Annotated in this window: 12 protein-coding genes; 8 read left to right on the forward strand and 4 right to left on the reverse strand. The window is 45.2% G+C overall.

The features are described 5' to 3' along the window. Positions 1-103 precede the first annotated feature (103 nt). The 6 genes from MHB56_RS19970 (at position 104) to MHB56_RS19995 (ending at position 6,286) form a co-directional block, all read left to right on the forward strand. Positions 104-1,864, forward strand: coding sequence for a cache domain-containing sensor histidine kinase (locus MHB56_RS19970; protein ID WP_038569068.1), 1,761 nt, complete (start codon positions 104-106; stop codon positions 1,862-1,864). Continuing rightward, positions 1,861-2,649, forward strand: a complete 789-nt coding sequence (locus MHB56_RS19975) for a response regulator transcription factor (RefSeq protein WP_339246747.1) — start codon at positions 1,861-1,863, stop codon at positions 2,647-2,649. The genes MHB56_RS19970 and MHB56_RS19975 overlap by 4 nt, the downstream gene beginning before the upstream one ends. 111 nt (positions 2,650-2,760) lie before the next feature. Beyond that, complete coding sequence (locus MHB56_RS19980) at positions 2,761-4,083, forward strand: extracellular solute-binding protein (protein WP_076100035.1); 1,323 nt, start codon at positions 2,761-2,763, stop codon at positions 4,081-4,083. A 101-nt stretch (positions 4,084-4,184) separates the two neighbouring features. Continuing rightward, complete coding sequence (locus MHB56_RS19985; protein WP_341143914.1) at positions 4,185-5,066, forward strand: carbohydrate ABC transporter permease; 882 nt, start codon at positions 4,185-4,187, stop codon at positions 5,064-5,066. A 13-nt stretch (positions 5,067-5,079) separates the two neighbouring features. Continuing rightward, a complete protein-coding gene (locus MHB56_RS19990) occupies positions 5,080-5,970 on the forward strand; it encodes a carbohydrate ABC transporter permease (protein ID WP_076187513.1) in 891 nt (296 codons plus the stop codon). 121 nt (positions 5,971-6,091) lie between these two features. Further along, positions 6,092-6,286: a hypothetical protein gene (locus MHB56_RS19995; protein ID WP_036686806.1), complete on the forward strand. Its 195-nt coding sequence runs from the start codon at positions 6,092-6,094 to the stop codon at positions 6,284-6,286. Between the two features lie 26 nt (positions 6,287-6,312). On the opposite strand, the gene MHB56_RS20000 is transcribed toward MHB56_RS19995, so the two are convergent. The 3 genes from MHB56_RS20000 to MHB56_RS20010 all read right to left on the reverse strand — a co-directional run bounded on the left by MHB56_RS20000 (position 6,313) and on the right by MHB56_RS20010 (position 7,453). After that, the gene (locus MHB56_RS20000; RefSeq protein ID WP_248547872.1) at positions 6,313-6,798 is read right to left on the reverse strand and encodes a hypothetical protein; all 486 of its coding nucleotides are present in this window, start codon (positions 6,796-6,798) and stop codon (positions 6,313-6,315) included. A gap of 96 nt (positions 6,799-6,894) precedes the next feature. After that, positions 6,895-7,026 carry a cortex morphogenetic protein CmpA gene (gene cmpA, locus MHB56_RS20005; protein ID WP_094903512.1) on the reverse strand — a complete coding sequence of 44 codons (132 nt, stop codon included), beginning with the start codon at positions 7,024-7,026 and terminating at the stop codon, positions 6,895-6,897. A gap of 64 nt (positions 7,027-7,090) precedes the next feature. After that, positions 7,091-7,453 carry a hypothetical protein gene (locus MHB56_RS20010; protein WP_036686808.1) on the reverse strand — a complete coding sequence of 121 codons (363 nt, stop codon included), beginning with the start codon at positions 7,451-7,453 and terminating at the stop codon, positions 7,091-7,093. A gap of 120 nt (positions 7,454-7,573) precedes the next feature. On the opposite strand from MHB56_RS20010, the gene MHB56_RS20015 reads away from it, so the two are divergent. Then, entirely contained in the window at positions 7,574-8,035 is a 462-nt protein-coding gene (locus tag MHB56_RS20015) for a SprT family protein (RefSeq protein WP_081383508.1), read from the forward strand. Here the strand turns inward: MHB56_RS20015 and MHB56_RS20020 are convergent. Further along, a complete protein-coding gene (locus tag MHB56_RS20020) occupies positions 8,025-8,663 on the reverse strand; it encodes a pentapeptide repeat-containing protein (RefSeq protein ID WP_280752564.1) in 639 nt (212 codons plus the stop codon). The two genes, MHB56_RS20015 and MHB56_RS20020, sit on opposite strands and share 11 nt — an antisense overlap. A 203-nt stretch (positions 8,664-8,866) precedes the next feature. On the opposite strand from MHB56_RS20020, the gene MHB56_RS20025 reads away from it, so the two are divergent. Then, positions 8,867-15,730, forward strand: a complete 6,864-nt coding sequence (locus MHB56_RS20025) for an S-layer homology domain-containing protein (RefSeq protein WP_341143915.1) — start codon at positions 8,867-8,869, stop codon at positions 15,728-15,730. Positions 15,731-16,016 lie beyond the last annotated feature (286 nt).

The raw sequence follows: 16,016 nt of genomic DNA on the forward strand, positions 1-16,016 counted from the left end.
GCTGAATTAACAAATAACTAGAGCTGCAGATGATTCCTGAAGATTTAAGGGTCATCTTTTTTGATGAGGAATCAAGTTTATCAGGCGGAAGGGAGTGTAAAGATTGACGAGGTTTGGACAGTTAAACACATTGCGTAATCAAATTTTCCTGGGTTTTATGTTTGTCATGGTGATCGTACTAGCCACGGTTGGTTTTTTTATGTACGGGCAAGTTTCGGTTCTATTACGCAATAGTGCGGAGAAGCACATTGAACAGACTGCAGTTCAGGCAACGGGCAAATTGGATGTACTGATCCGGCAGATTAATACGTTGACGGCGCAAGTGGCAACCAACGCCTCCATTCAGCGATTGCTCGCTCAAGAGGCTGAAGGAAAGCCGATCAGCTTCGCCGAACGTCAAACCATCCAGCAGGAAGTACGTAAATATGAGGCGTATGCGACAGGGATTCGTTCCATTGAGCTGTATGCAGGTGATTATCAGAAATTACTTTCGGTTGATGACGCCAGCCTGAACAATCGAGTATCCGAAGAATGGATCAGCCGGGTGGACGAGGGCAAAGGACGTCTCGTATGGTTTGGACTTGACCCGCGGAATTCGGATATCGTCATTGCGATTCGTAATATTAGGCTGATTGATCATTCATTCACGAAAGCTGGCTATATTATGGTTCAAATTGAGAAAAGTTACTTCCAGCTTACGGATGAGGTGGACAGCTCACAGGCGGAAACGCGTGAATTAATGAGATTATTTGATGAAGCGGGACGGCAAATTTCTTCCGATTTTTCCGTAAATGTCAATGCAAATAAGATACTGGATCATGGAGGAGAAAAGGTTGAGGTTGGCGGAGAAGACTACATTGTAATTCAGAAGCAGTCCAAGGCAACAGGTTGGAGGCTAGTAATCCTTACTCCAGTTGACTATACGACAGAGGGGATATCTGTCCTTCGTACAGCGATCATCGTATCTGGTGTTGTTGGCAGTTTATTGTTTCTCATCTTTACTTTTATTTTATCCACGATGATTACACGGCCCATACTGAATTTGATAAAAGTGATGCGCGGTTCACGATTTGGAACCTTGAAACCGATTTCAGTCACTTCTACCACTATGGAGATCAATGAGCTCAATAATACTTACAACCAGATGGTTCACTCTCTGAATGAACTAATTGAAGTCGTCTATCAGAAGGAGATCGTCCAGAGTCGCACAGAATTAAAGGCACTTCAGGCTCAAATCAATCCGCACTTTCTATTTAACACATTAGAAGCATTCTACTGGGCCCTCGATGAAAAAGGTGAGGAGGAATTAGCTCAAATTGTGGTTGATATGTCGGGGCTTTTTCGTTATGTCATCAATCGAACTGATGATGATGAATGGGTGACTATCGGCGATGAGCTCGACCATGCCGAAAGATATTTGAAGATTATGGAGATGCGTATGCTCGACAGGTTATCCTGGCGGATTGAGTCAGATGAAGCTTGCCGAAGTGTCCCGCTACCGAAGCTGTTAATCCAGCCTCTGGTCGAAAATGCGATTCTTCATGGCGTAGAGCAAAGGGTTGGACCGGGGACAGTCATGCTAATTGTCAGACCTTCAAGTCGTCCGGGATATACATTGGTTACGGTAACTGACGATGGTCCAGGGATGGATGCAGCAAAGATATCGTCTATCTATCACACCATGGAGAAGGGGAGCATGAGGTCTTCCAAAGGGACTGGGATTGGTATTGCTAATATAGAGCGGAGACTGAAACTCAGTTACGTAGACAATACGGACGGGCTTGAAATACGAAGTGAAGAAGGTTATGGAACTAGCATCTCTTTTGAAATACCGAATGAACCTGGAGAGGGGAAAAACACGTGAAAACTATACTCATCGTAGATGATGAACCGAGAACAAGAGAAGGGGTTCGTAAAACATTAGAAGCCTGGTCATCCGGTCAATATCGCATCGAAACCGCAGCAAGCGGTGTTGAGGCACTGGCATGGCTGCAAAATAACGAAGTTAATCTGCTTATTACCGATGTGCGCATGCCTGAGATTGGAGGGCTAGAATTAGTTGAAAAGCTGAACGAAATGCCTCATTCTCCAGTGGTTATTGTGATCTCCGGGCATCCTGAATTTGACTATGCACAGAAAGCCTTGCAGTTTGGTGTAGTTGAATATTTACTGAAGCCACTCGACAAAACGAAGCTGGTCCGAGCAGTGGAATTAGCATTGAAACGCAAGGATGATATTTATCGAATCGAACAAATGGAGAAGCTGATCGATCCCAAGCTTATGGAAACGGTACAGCAGGAGAAAGTGTATAGCACTCAAGTGCGTGAGGCACTCCAATACTTAGACGAACATCTTCACGAATCGATATCCATGCGTGATATAGCGGATCAATTACACATGAATGCCAGCTATTTCAGCGTCCTTTTCAAAGAGCAGACGGGACTGACTTACAGTGAATATGTAACGAGAAGGAGAGTACAACGAGCCAAAGAACTACTGGTGAGCACCCGGCTGTCCATTGCTGAAATCGCGGAACAAGTAGGCTATCAAACGGCTAAATATTTTGTGAAGGTATTTCGTGCACTCGAAAATGTTAGTCCAGGGCAATACCGGCAGAACGTCATGACCACGGAGGAAAGAATCCAATAATAGTGGTATTAGTCCCAATCCTTATGACCTTACGACATCATGGGATCCAAGCTACAATTTAGTTAAGCGGTTACAAGGCCGCTAGACAACAATAGAAAAGGGGTTGTAAGCGTGCGCAATAAAAAATGGACAATATTGTTCTTAACGATGTGCCTCGTTCTTGTCACAGCTGGTTGTGGTCAAAAAGATAACAATGCAGGTGAATCTAAAGGTAGTGCAAATGGGGGAAGCGACAAAGTCACCGTTAACTTCATGCATTTATGGCCAGAAGGTGTTTCTGCCGGACAAAATAAAATTGTTAATCAAATCATTAAAGAATATCAAACAGAGCATCCCAATGTTGTGATCAAGCAAGAGGTTCTGGACAACGAGCAATACAAAAATAAGTTGAAGGTATTATCTGCTTCTAACGAATTGCCAGACGTTGGGGTAACTTGGGCCGCTGGCTTTTTGCAGCCATACGTTGAAGGAAATCTGTTCGCTCCTGTAGATGACTTGTTGAATGGTGAATTAAAAGACAAGTTCGTCGCAGGAACTACAGAAGCTTATGCTATTAACGATAAAACGTATGCGCTTCCACTTGAGTTTAACATCGCACCTATCTACTACAATAAAGCTATTTTTGAAAAATATAATCTTGAAGTTCCACAAACCTACGATCAGTTTAAGCAAGTTGTAAAAACACTATCTGAAGGGGGCATTGCACCGATTGCTCTCGGCAATAAGGATCGCTGGACAGGATCGCTTTGGTATATGTATCTGGCTGATCGGATCGCAGGCCAACAGGCACTTGCAGGTGCGATCAGTGGATCAGGCTCATTTATGGATGAAGGATTAGTAAAGGCGGCATCAGAGGTCCAATCACTTGTAGACAGCAATGCATTTGTTAAGGGATTCAACGGTTTATCAAATGAAGAGGCAAAATCAGAGTTCGTAAATGGCAAGGCGGCAATGTACATGATGGGATCATGGGATCTGCCAAACTTCACAACGAATGAAGAAATTCCACTGGAATTCCGTAATAGTGTTGGTTTCTTCAAATTCCCGACAGTGGAAGGCGGGAAGGGAGACATTAACAGCTGGGTAGGTGGACCAGGTGTAGGATTATTTGTTGCTGAGAATTCTGAGGTAAAAGAAGAAGCAAAATTATTCGTCGAGTATTTCGTGTCCAAATGGGGAGAGCAATCCGTAACTGGAGCAGGCGTTATTCCAGCTACGAAGGTGGACACCGCCACACTGGACCTACCACAGCTATACATCGATTTGTTTAACGAAATGAACAAAGCTAGCAGCATCACTTTATTCGCAGATGTTCAAATGCGTGCCAATGCAGCAGAAACGCATCTGAATATGATCCAGGCTCTTTTTGGCAAAGCGGTGACGCCAGAGAAGTATTCCGAGGAGCATGACGCAGCCATCTCCAAAGGCAACTAAAGCTTCGACAACTAGGTGAAGGGGACAATTAGCTTATCCGGCAGCGTGATGCCGGATAAGCCTTTCCTCAAACGGTTTATGAAGGAAAGGAGTCGGACACTTTGGATAAAGTGATGTCTAACAAAAAAATAATCGCGTTATACGTATTTCCTGCCTTGCTTCTCATTCTGGCTATTGTATATATTCCGATTGTTCTAACGGGTTATTACGGACTGAATAAATGGAATGGTATAGGCGCTCTGACTTTTATCGGATTTGATAACTATAAAGCTTTGCTAACAGACCAAACCTTCTGGAATAGTGCTTGGCATTCTATGCAGTTAGCGTTGTTTTCTACCCTAAGTCTCATTATTTATTTGGCAATTGCTATGGTATTAGCCGCCCGGATCAAGGGAGCTAACTTGTTTCGCAAAATATATCTGATTCCGATGCTGCTATCGTCAGTTGCGATTGCGCAGCTTTGGCTAAGAATTTATCATCCGACGAACGGAATTGTGAACAGCTTATTAGTATCCATTGGTTTTGCTAATCCTCCTGCATGGCTTGCAGAGCCTACATTAGTTTTGTTTGCTTTATTTATTCCCATTCTGTGGCAATATGCTGGTTTCTATATTCTGATCTATTACGCAGCACTCAAGAATATCCCGACCTCTCTGGAAGAGGCGGCAAAGATTGATGGAGCCTCGGCCCTACAAATCGCTTGGAAAATTAAGCTTCCACTCGCAATGGAAGTCATTAAAGTTACGATTGTTCTAGCCGTTGTAGGTTCTCTGAAGTATTTTGACTTAATCTTTGTTATGACGGATGGAGGTCCTAATGGCTCTAGTGAAGTGATGGCGTCTTATATGTATCATCAGGCTTTTCGGGCTTATGATTTTGGCTACGGGAGCGCAATTGGATTCTTCCTGCTCGTCATCTGTCTCGTCATTACTTGGGTCATTCGCAAATTAACTGCTACGAAAGATTCGATCCAATACTCATAAGGAGGGGCGCTTCATGATGTCTGGAACTGCAGGAAGGCTAGAAATCGGGCCAAAGCCAGGCGGCGCAGGTGCGGAGATCACACGTAAATTAGGCTACTCATTGCTATATATCGTGTTGATTGCCGTTGCTGCTCTGCAATTGTTTCCGCTTGTATGGCTGCTGTTTTTCTCATTAAAAAATAATCAGGAAGTGTTCAACCTTCCTGCTCTATCGTTGCCGATGAATCCTCATTGGGAGAATTACGCGAAGGTCTGGAATGTAGGGAACATCAACGTGTATTTCTTCAATAGCGTATGGATTACCATCGTGGCTACGGTGTTAACGGTTATCTTCGGGAGCTTGGTTACGTATGCAGTTACCAGAATGAAATGGAAGGGAAGCTCGTTCGTACTGGGATTGTTTATGGTAGCGATGATGATTCCTGTTCACTCCACGCTTATTCCGTTATTTAGTATATTCAATAAGATTGGCTTAACGGATCACCCTTTGTCACTTATTTTGTCTTATGTCGCTTTTAACATGCCGATAACGATTATGATTTTGCTGGGCTTCTATTACGCACTGCCACGCGAAGTGGAAGAGGCTGCAGTAATTGATGGTTGTTCCGTGAACAGAATGTTTTTTAGAATTATACTTCCTATGACAAGCTCGGTGATCGCGACTACAGCCATTATTAATATGATCTATAACTGGAACGAATTTATTTTTGTAAACACATTTATTAGTTCTGATTCTTACAAGACGCTGACCGTGGGGGTGCAAAACTTCATTGGTCAATATACGACGGATTGGGGTGCGATCGGGGCAACGCTTATGATCAGTATTTTGCCTATTCTGATTACATTCCTGTTCCTCAGTAACCGTATCGTTGAGGGAATTGCGGCGGGTTCGGTTAAAGGGTAAGTAGAAAGAAGACCTGAATTTCTCAGCTCGAAAAGCTGAAGAGAATTCCGGTCTTTTTTTTAATCCAATCTAGAATTTTGATTCAATCTTGAAAGCCTCGGGTTAATGGAGGCTATCAAAGATGAACATTCGAAAGGAGAGATTGCTGATGGAACCGGGCTATAAGGATAGAAGTGTTGAAGTGGAGCATAGGGAGGTACAACGGAAATCGGATTCCAGCGTTGTCGCATCTACCTTTATTAAATATGCTGCTTACATTATTATATTTTTTGGTTTTCTGTTCTTTTTGGTTAAATATGTATTTCCTAAGTTTTAATAAGGATTGATTCTTAAGGCGGAGTCTTATTGTTTCTCTGCGATGATCTTTTTTATTACTGCTATAGTTTCTGGTGCAGCATTCTCCAGCATAAACTCAATTGCAGCGAACTGCCGCATAACGTATCTGTGCTCAAGCTTTTCTAAAGGGTTGAAAAAGCCTTCTGGATAATCGATAATCTTCAGATCCCGCTCCGTGACCTGTCCTATGTATTCAAAGGCGTATTCGAATGTACCTTCCGAAATATATAAATCGACGATTTCTTCAATTCGCTTGCGATCAATATGATCCACGACAGTTAGATAATTAGGTGCACTCCAGTAGGCCCCATTTAGACAAGCACCACTTTGGATGTAGTCTTGTCGGATCGCTTCGATGTTCTTGAAGGTGTAGAAATCCGATGCCCAGCGGGAGCGGTCAGGGAATGTGACTATGACATAGAGATTATAATTATCCTCTTCCTCAGTCTCACTTTCCGGAGACAGCTGTATATGTCTTGTTCTACTGATCATGATTATAAGTCCCCTTTCTTAACAAAAGCGGATACCGTCTTTTTAAAAGACGATATCCGCTACTTTAAATATGACCTAGATCTTAATCATCCGAGGCTATAACTTCATCTCATTACTCGATTCCGCAGAATTACGATAAAAGAACCAGCACTCATTCAGCAGCTTGATCTGACGGCGGTCTTTTTTGTAATAAGCTTTCATTAGCTGATGGCAGAGCCACTGTGGCAAGCGAATCCCTCCTCTAACAACTTACGTAAGTTAGAATATGGAGAAATAAGCCTAAAGGTGCGGATTACAGTAGGCTTTCTGCTTCCTCTTCGTACCACTGCTCCAATTGAGCCTGTAGTGCTCGTATCTCAGTAAGCAGGGAGATCAGTGGGTAGTTCTTCTGCTCTTGAACAGAGGCGAAGGCTTGTTCCAATCTATTGATATAATCCAGACCGGACTCCAGGGAGTAATCCTCACGTAACAGATCCAGCGAATCGCACTCGGCGATGGCTAAGGGCAGATCCGGAACATTATCGGCTGTCAGCTTGTCGATTTCTTTGTTCAGGCGTAAATTGAGCGCACTTAGTTGGTACGCATATTCCTCAGGCATTTCCACGAATTGTAATTCTTGATTTTGCTGCAAAATTACATACCGCATTTTCGGCATTGTTCATTCTCCCTCCGTACTTGTCTTCCTTCTTGACAGTTTAGCCTATGCACAAGTTACAATTCAAGTAGAGATCTTATTTCCCGTGGAAAGGACTTGTGATAGAACGCTATGGAAACTATGAGCAACGAAGAGCTACAGCTGTGGATTGAGCAGGTATCACGGGACAGCTTTGGCGTGCCGTTTAGGCATAAGGCGAGCTTTAACAGCCGGTTGTCCTCAACGGGTGGCCGATATTTTACCAAAAGCCATAATATAGAGATTAATCCCCATCAGCTTGCCATGTTTGGCAGAGAAGAGACGGAGCGGATTATAAAGCATGAGCTCTGCCATTATCATTTGCATTTAGCTAAGCGAGGGTATATGCATCGTGACGCTGATTTCAAAAGCCTGCTGGCGCAAGTCGGCGGAAGCCGCTACTGTCAGACACTGCCGGGTGCAAAAGCTCGGAAGCCGCTGCCCTATCGATATAAGCTTGTATGCAGTGCCTGTGCCATGGAGTATCCGCGTAAGCGAAAAGTAGACCCTAAGCGTTATCGCTGTGGTAAATGTTCGGGCAAGTTGAAGTTATTTATTTTATAACCAAACCTAATAATCCGACAAAAGAAACAGCTTGCTGAGGCGAAATGACGCATCCTTCTAAATCTTTGATATCCACGATCAAGCCACTGAACTCGCAGTCACTAAGGTCGATCCCATTAAGCTTTGATCCTGACAATGTGGCTTGATCCATATTACACTCGCTGAAGCTGATTTTTTGGAAATTTGACTGATAGTAGTCGGAACTCATTAATGAACTGCTCTCAAAAGCAACCTGCTTCAGATTAGCGAATCGAAACGTAGCAAAATCCCCGATACAATCTACTACACGAACATTCTGGAATCTGCCTCTTGTAAAGTCTGTGCCAATGAGCTTGCAGTTTCTAAATTCAGTTCGATGAATAATGCCATTCGTAAAATCCACATTAGATAGATCACAGCGATCAAATATCACGTCCATAAGCTCGATCCCAGTTAGGGAGCACTCCGTAATCGTTACATTTTTAAAAATCACGCGATCAAAGCTGACCTTATTAGCCTCTTGATTATCAATAACCGTATCGCTGATGCTGCAACAGCTGAATTCGTCCTTGGTTTGCAGCGAATATATTTGCTCAGGAAGAAGAGAGTCTGGATCTGCTATTTTTGGCGAATCAATTTTGAAATTCATATGTACCTCCGTTTGTTTACTCCTTGCGGGTAGCTAAAACTAACTATCATCGCGTTAAACCGATTTGTCAATCTTCATGAAGGTTGTAGGGATTGGATATCCGTACAAATACACCTTTTTCTGGATAAAATCGCACATCGTTTTGTAAGCGTTCCCAAACTAATATGAAAAGGAAGTCCATATTAATTAGAGGGGGCACATGTATGAAACGAATCAGGTCCGCAATGGCGGGTCTGCTCGCGCTGCTGCTGATTTTTTCAAGCTTGCCTGTAATGGGAACCGGTAGTGGTTCCGTGGGAGCAGAAGGGGTTGGAGGAACAGGCGCTGAGCAAATTCCATCAGGTACGGTACTCATCAAGAATAAGTGGAAAAACAACTTTTTATATGAGACATCCGCAGGAATCGTGCGTTATGGCATGACCAATCCAGCCGATGCTTCAGCGCATTGGACGGTTGAGACGGTGAACGGGCTGTCACGAATCAAGAATGTGAAGACAGGCCATTACATTACAATGGCTGGTAACAACGGCAAAGAGGATTCACTTAAGGCGGCAGAACGCCAAGGTTCAGGAAGTGTTGCGGATCAGTGGCTAATCGATACTTCCAATCGCAATGGATACATGATCATCCGAAGTGCGACTGTGCCAGAGGGGAAATTGGTTATCCACGAGGAGAATCAGCTTGGTTATGCGCAAGTAAGCTCGGATATCAATGTTACGTTTGAGAGTCCGCAGTGGGCTTTTATAGATCCAAATGCAGCACCTGTACGGCTAGAGAGTCGTCTCCGCCCCGGTCAGGTGATGTATGAAAGTGAAGGGAATGTTCTTTACGGTAAACAGCCTGTCAGCAATGAAGCGGCCCAGTGGTATCTTGAATCAGGGACGGATGACGGAACAGTAATGATTCGCAACCGTGCGACAGGTCATTATATTAAGCAAAATGAAGTGACCTGGGCTGGGGTTTTTTCGCAGGAAGTCGATATGGATCATGTGAAGCTAAGTGAATGGGTCCAAGAGCATGCACCAGGCCCTGATGGGACGGGCTTCATTACCCTTCGTAACAGTGGTTTAACTGAAGAGGGGAGTCCATTATGGCTAAATCCACAATTCAGCGATGACAATAATGTGCGATCTAACAGCTGGCCGGGTTCAGCCTCTAATCCAAGCGCGCAGTGGAGAATCGTGCCTATTTCCGAATTACAGCCTGTACGTCTGGCAACTTATACGGATGCACAAGTGGCTACAGATTTCTTATATGAATCCGCAAACGGCGAGCTTAAGCATGGAATTATTACACCAGATGCCGCTAACACCTCTGACTATCTATGGTATATAGAAGATTATGACGGCAATAAGCGTATTCGTAATGCGGCAACCGATCATTATGTTTCTTATAGTGAAGGTACTGCAAAGGCCTTGCAGATTAGCGGAAGTCAGCCGTCGGATCAATGGATTTTTAATGATTCCGATGATTATGATGATTACCAGACGCTTCAGAATCTCGAAAGCACAGGCATTTATTTGTCTACATTGGGTGGAGAACATGCGGGTGCGATTGGGGATGCGACTTCTTTGAGCGCTCAGTGGCAGCTTTTAGATCCTAACACACCGACTGACGGCACAGTGCCCTATTACCGGATTCAGAATGGCTGGAAGTCATTTTATTGGTATGAGAGTGTTGATGGTCTTTTAAAATATGGAAATATGCAGAAGGACGGCTCCGATCAGTGGCTCGTGGAGAAATATAACGGCCGCAAGCTGTTCAAAAACAAGAAAACAGGCCATTACATGAACACGATGAATATGCCAAATGGCCACCTTCAGGTCACAGAGCTTCCAGACAGAAATCATGTGGAACGAGAATACATCTGGACAGGCAAAAATGTTGGGAACAACACCTACGTAATCAGTAGCGTTCTCGACAAGGAACCTAATAAAATCCCAGAGAAGTATATTTCACTTCAAAACCTCACTAAATATGCTGAGTACGGAGTGATCAATCCAGGTTGGGGCAGTCCGCAGTGGAGATTTGTTCCGGTCACCGAGAAAAAACAAGATTTGTTCCGTTTTCAGCTAGATGCTGTAAATGGAGAGGATCAATATCTTAAGGACGGTCCTTTGCTGACTTCTCCAGCTGCAATAGAGGAATTGCCAGAATCCAAGACGGTTACTGAAGCTGTCTATGCTGACCAGGACTCTGCACACTCTAACCAAAATCTTGCACCTCTAGCAGCTGCCAACGAGGATGTAACAGTAGGCCAGGCTACTTATGGTCCACTTGATTTGAATGACGATTCCTTTGTCTGGCAGCTGCAAGAAATAGCGGGCAGCAATGGATCGGTGAAGATAAAAAATAAAGGCACTGGACGTTATCTCTCCCTTGAGCATATAGGTGGGGCTGTAGATGAGATTGATCCTAAAGTTAGCGTTCAAACTTTGCAAACAGTGTACGATGTATGGGCCAGCATTAAGTGGAAGGTTGATATGCAGGCGTCCGGTGTGACTACCATTATGAGCTCATGGGCTGGTCACTATATCTATGGTGCGCCGGATGATAACGGCAACCCAATTCTCCGAATCAGTAAAGCTGCAGATACAGCGGAAAAAAGCAGTGCACATTTTACTGCTGAAGCGGTTGAAGCGATTGCTCCGCCATTGCCTGATTACCCTGTAAGATTCAAGAATGCAAGCAGTGGAGAGTATTTATACGAAAATGAGCATGGGGTTGTTCTGTATGGGCAGCCTTCAGCAGACAATGGATTTTCGCACTGGAATGTAACTATGCAGGAGGGTAAACAGACGATCACCAACCGGGCAACAGGTCATTTTTTAACGCTGAATGGTGATTATTCATATTTGGAGAGCAGTAGTACAGAACCTGCTGTAGACGGAGCCTCTGCCTGGGAAGTAAGCTTGGCTTCCGATTATACACATTACACCATTCGTAGTCTCTTTGGAGAATACGACGATGAATTAATAAACATTGCCAATAAGACAGGATATGCTGAACGTGCGCTTTTGCTAGAAAGTGAGGGTACGGCACTATGGACACTTGAGGCAGCTCCACAGGAGTTTACTACTCCATCTGGAGAACTGCGTAATAACAATACAACAACTCCAGTTCAAGATGATACCAACATCATAACCATTGTACCGAAAGGCATGGCTGGTAAAGTATTGGCCGAAAAAGAGGGGGCTGTCCTATATGCAGATGCTTCCGATATGGCGGCTCAATCCCAGTGGCTGGTCCAGGAGATAAACGGACGCAAACGGATTATGAATGTTCAGACACAACATTATCTTTCGCTCAATGAATCGGGCCAAGTGGTCTTGTTAGCTGCTGGAGATACAGAAAGATCCCAATGGAAGCTGGAAGAGAAGTTAGGTTATGCTCTTCTGCTAAGTGCGAACGGAACAGGTCTTCTTTCTCACAGCACATCGGCTGTTCAGCTTGGTTCTGCTGCAAATGGAACTGATAGTGAGCTCTGGAGCTTCTTACCTATCCCTGCTGATGCAATTTATGCAGGAGGAGAAGCATTCAAAGGGGAACGTGTTATACGGTTTGCAGTCAACGCCCAGCAGGCTGGGGAATACGATGCTGTTATTCGATACAAAAATACCGCTGCTGCCGCAACGGATCTGGCACTAGAGGTGAATGGATTAAACGAAGGGGGCAAGGTTAGTCTTGGCAAGTCTGCCTCTTGGAAGACTGTAGCGGTAAAACTGCAGCTTCGTGCAGGCATCAACACGGTTTCTCTAAGCAGTGACAACGTGGATTGGAGTAAAGTAACCCTTGATAGCCTGACCGTAAAAAACAGCGTAAACAAAACATACCGTGGAGCAACGGTTCCATATATCAGCTATGAAGCTGAGGATGCGGCAACAAACGGAACGTTGATTGGTTCGTCGCGGAAATATCTCAGCATGGCTTCCGAGGCTTCTGGACGACAAGCGGTGGCCTTAAAGAATACGGGAGATTATCTAGAGTTCAAGCTTGCAGAATCAGCTAACTCCATCGTTCTTCGATATTCTATTCCTGATAGTCCAGATGGGGCTGGTGCGGAAGAAACCTTGACTCTATATGTGGATGGAATTAAGAAGCAGCTTAAGCTGACATCCAAATATGCTTGGGAATATGGCAGCTACCCATGGTCAAATGACCCTCGCCAAGGCAGTGGACACCGCTTCTTTGACGAAATCCATGCTCTGATCGGCGATGCTCCTGCCGGAGCAACTATTCGCTTAGAGAAGGGAACAGGAGACAACGCAGCTTCTTACGTCATTGACCTGGTGGATATGGAGCAGGTTGCCCCTGAGTTGGCTCGCCCGGACGGATTTATTTCCGTAACGGATTTTGGAGCGGCAGCGAATGATGAGGGAGATGATACCGCAGCCTTCAAGGCAGCCCTTGCCGAAGCGAATGCGACAGGTAAAGGTGTGTGGTTCCCGGCGGGTACCTTTAATGTCGGTGAGGGTCTGCTGGATCTGGATACCGCTGAAATACGTGGTGCCGGCATGTGGTATACGGTTCTGAATGGAGCTAAGTTTTATGGTCACGGCGGTAAGGTTGGTGTTTACGATCTGATGATTGAAGGCGGCATTAACGAACGGGATGATGAAGCGATCACCAACGCTTTTCATGGTGCTTTTGGCCAAGGTTCGATTATACAGAACGTTTGGATAGAACATACCAAAGCAGGCTTGTGGTTAACTCAGCCGATGGGTGAAAAGGCGCGTACGAATGGTCTGTACATGGCAGGTCTGCGGATCCGCAATCTTATGGCAGACGGAATTAACTTTGCCGTAGGGACTGGCAACAGCATGATGGAACAAAGTGACATCCGCTATCCAGGGGATGATGGAATCGCAATGTGGTCGTTTACTGACGGCAAGTTGACGGATGTGAATGGTACGGAACGTACACCGAGCTATAACAACACGGCACGTTTTAATACGGTATCCTTGCCTTGGTTAGCGGATAACATTGTAGTCTTTGGGGGGAAAGATAACAAAGTCCAGGACAACGTGGTAAAAGACACTGTGACTAATGGAGCCGGGATTGCAGTGTCCACCCGTTTCACCGCCGAGCCATTCCAAGGAACAACGATTGTGGAGCGAAATACCTTGCTTAGAACTGGCAGCTACGATTCCGGTTACGGCGTGAATCTGGGTGCGTTATGGCTTTATGCTGGTGAGAGTGATCTGAAAGGAAAAGTACTCATTCGCAACAATACGGCACTGGACAGCACTTATTCGGGGCTGATTGCTCAAGGTGATCTAGAGGGAGATACTCTCACTTCCATTGATGGAGTTGTGCTGACGAATAATGTATTGGATGGCGCAGGTACAAGCGGTATAGAAGTTACGAAAAATCTGAAAGGGAGTCTGCTGGTCGACAACATGATTATTCGTGGCGAACGGATGAACCTACTGACCAATGCCTCTCCTGACTTAAGCATTAAAGAACAAAATCAAGGAATAGCCTCAGCTATTAAACCGTTCTCTATCAAACTAGCAGATGGACAGAGCGGGCCTGTGGTATTAGAGCAGGGTAAGTCAGCTACGCTTAAGGTACTAGATAAAGAAGGCAGAGATATTACCGCACAAGCTACTCTAAATATTATGAGCAATGAGATTGCTACATTTACCAACGACAGTCTTAATGGAATTAAAGCGGGTATCACAGACTTCACGGTAACTGTGGGCAGCGATAAGAGGGGATATACAATTGAGGTGCTATCACCTGGCGGGACAGATCCTGTAGACCCGATCGATCCTGTGGATCCAACAAGTACTCCCGGTCCGACGAGTACTCCTAGTCCAACGAATACTCCAGAACCAACAAGTACTCCTGGTCCAACAGACCCTACAGGGTCAGTGAACCCTATTCAAACCGGCACACCGACCGCTACACCAGCACCTACGCCAGCAGCTAATCATGATGCGCTGCTAAAAGCTAAGGCGACTGCTGGGCAAGCTGTTATCGAGATATCAGCTAACGGTGATGGCACAGCCCGGTTTAGTGCAGATGCTTTACGTAAGGCGGCGGCACTTAGCCCGAAAGCTGTGCTTGTTATTGAAAGTGGAGGGATGAGCTACGTCTTCCCGTTAGAGCTTGTGGAGAGTGTGCTCAAAGCCGCACAAATGTCGACAGGCACACTGGAGTTCAATGTAAATTCGCTAAGCGGAAAAGGATTGGAACAACTGTTTGCCAAAGCTAAGCAGCAAGGCTTTACTGTGCAAGGAATACCAGCTAATTTCACTCTAAAGGTAACGGATGGAAAAACCTCTGTAGCAGCAAGCGGGTTCGGCACCACTTATGTAGATCGTACATTTATGCTTAAGGAGGCGCTGGATGCGAAGACAGGTGTAGTCCTTATTTACGATGAACAGGCGGGTTCCTTCCGTTATGTACCTGCATTGTTTGAGCCCGTTAATGGGATGACCAAGGTTACTGTTAAGAGCAGTATTGCGAGCGGTGTATTTGTTGCTGCGCTGCACCCTGTGACTTTTGGGGATATTGCTACACATTGGGCGAGAAACGAGATTGAGGGACTTGCCAGCCGACTGATCTTGACCGGACAATCCACAGATTCCTTTGCACCTCAGAAATCTGTCAGTCGTGCCGAGTTCGCAGCTATGCTGATTCGATCGTTAGGTCTTGTAGCTGCGAACACGACGAAGACCTTCAGTGATGTGTCCGATTTATCTTGGTATGCAGCGGACGCCAGAGCTGCTGCAGCCTTAGGACTGGTTCAAGGCTATGAGGATGGAACCTTCCGTCCGAACGCCCCTATTACACGGGAGCAAATGGCTGTTATGGCAGCCAGAGCAATGAAGCTGCTGAATCTAAAAGCTGAAGGATCTAGAGCAATCGTTGCTACAGATGTTTTCAGAGACGCTTCAACTATTTCCTCATGGGCTAAAGAAGCAGTGTCTGACCTGGTTGCAAAAGGCATTATGAAAGGTCAACCATCAGGCAGCTTTGCACCTAGCAGTGATACTAGCCGTGCAGAAGCCGCCGTAATTCTTGTACGGTTGCTTAGATCAGCTGAATTATTGAATTAGCTACCGTAGTAGAAGCTACAATATGGCATAAGTAAAAGGACAGCAGAGCAGCGATCCTCCGGTTATTGGAGGATGGCTGCTCTGCGTTTTTGACGATGGCTGGCCTGCTATAAAAGCTTATGAGCAAGCGAAAGCTCATTGACTTTGAGTAACCCATTCACTTGCATAAACACCTGCACCAACATCGCAGAGCTATCATTGGCTGAGGCTTACGGACCCCAATGACGCTATTGGCAAGTTTTTAGCCTTTTGGGCAGGGTTTCGGACTCAAGTGACGCTATTCGTT

The sequence above is a fragment of the Paenibacillus sp. FSL H8-0315 genome (assembly GCF_038005365.1).
GTDB classification, from domain to species: Bacteria; Bacillota; Bacilli; order Paenibacillales; family Paenibacillaceae; genus Paenibacillus_AQ; species Paenibacillus_AQ odorifer.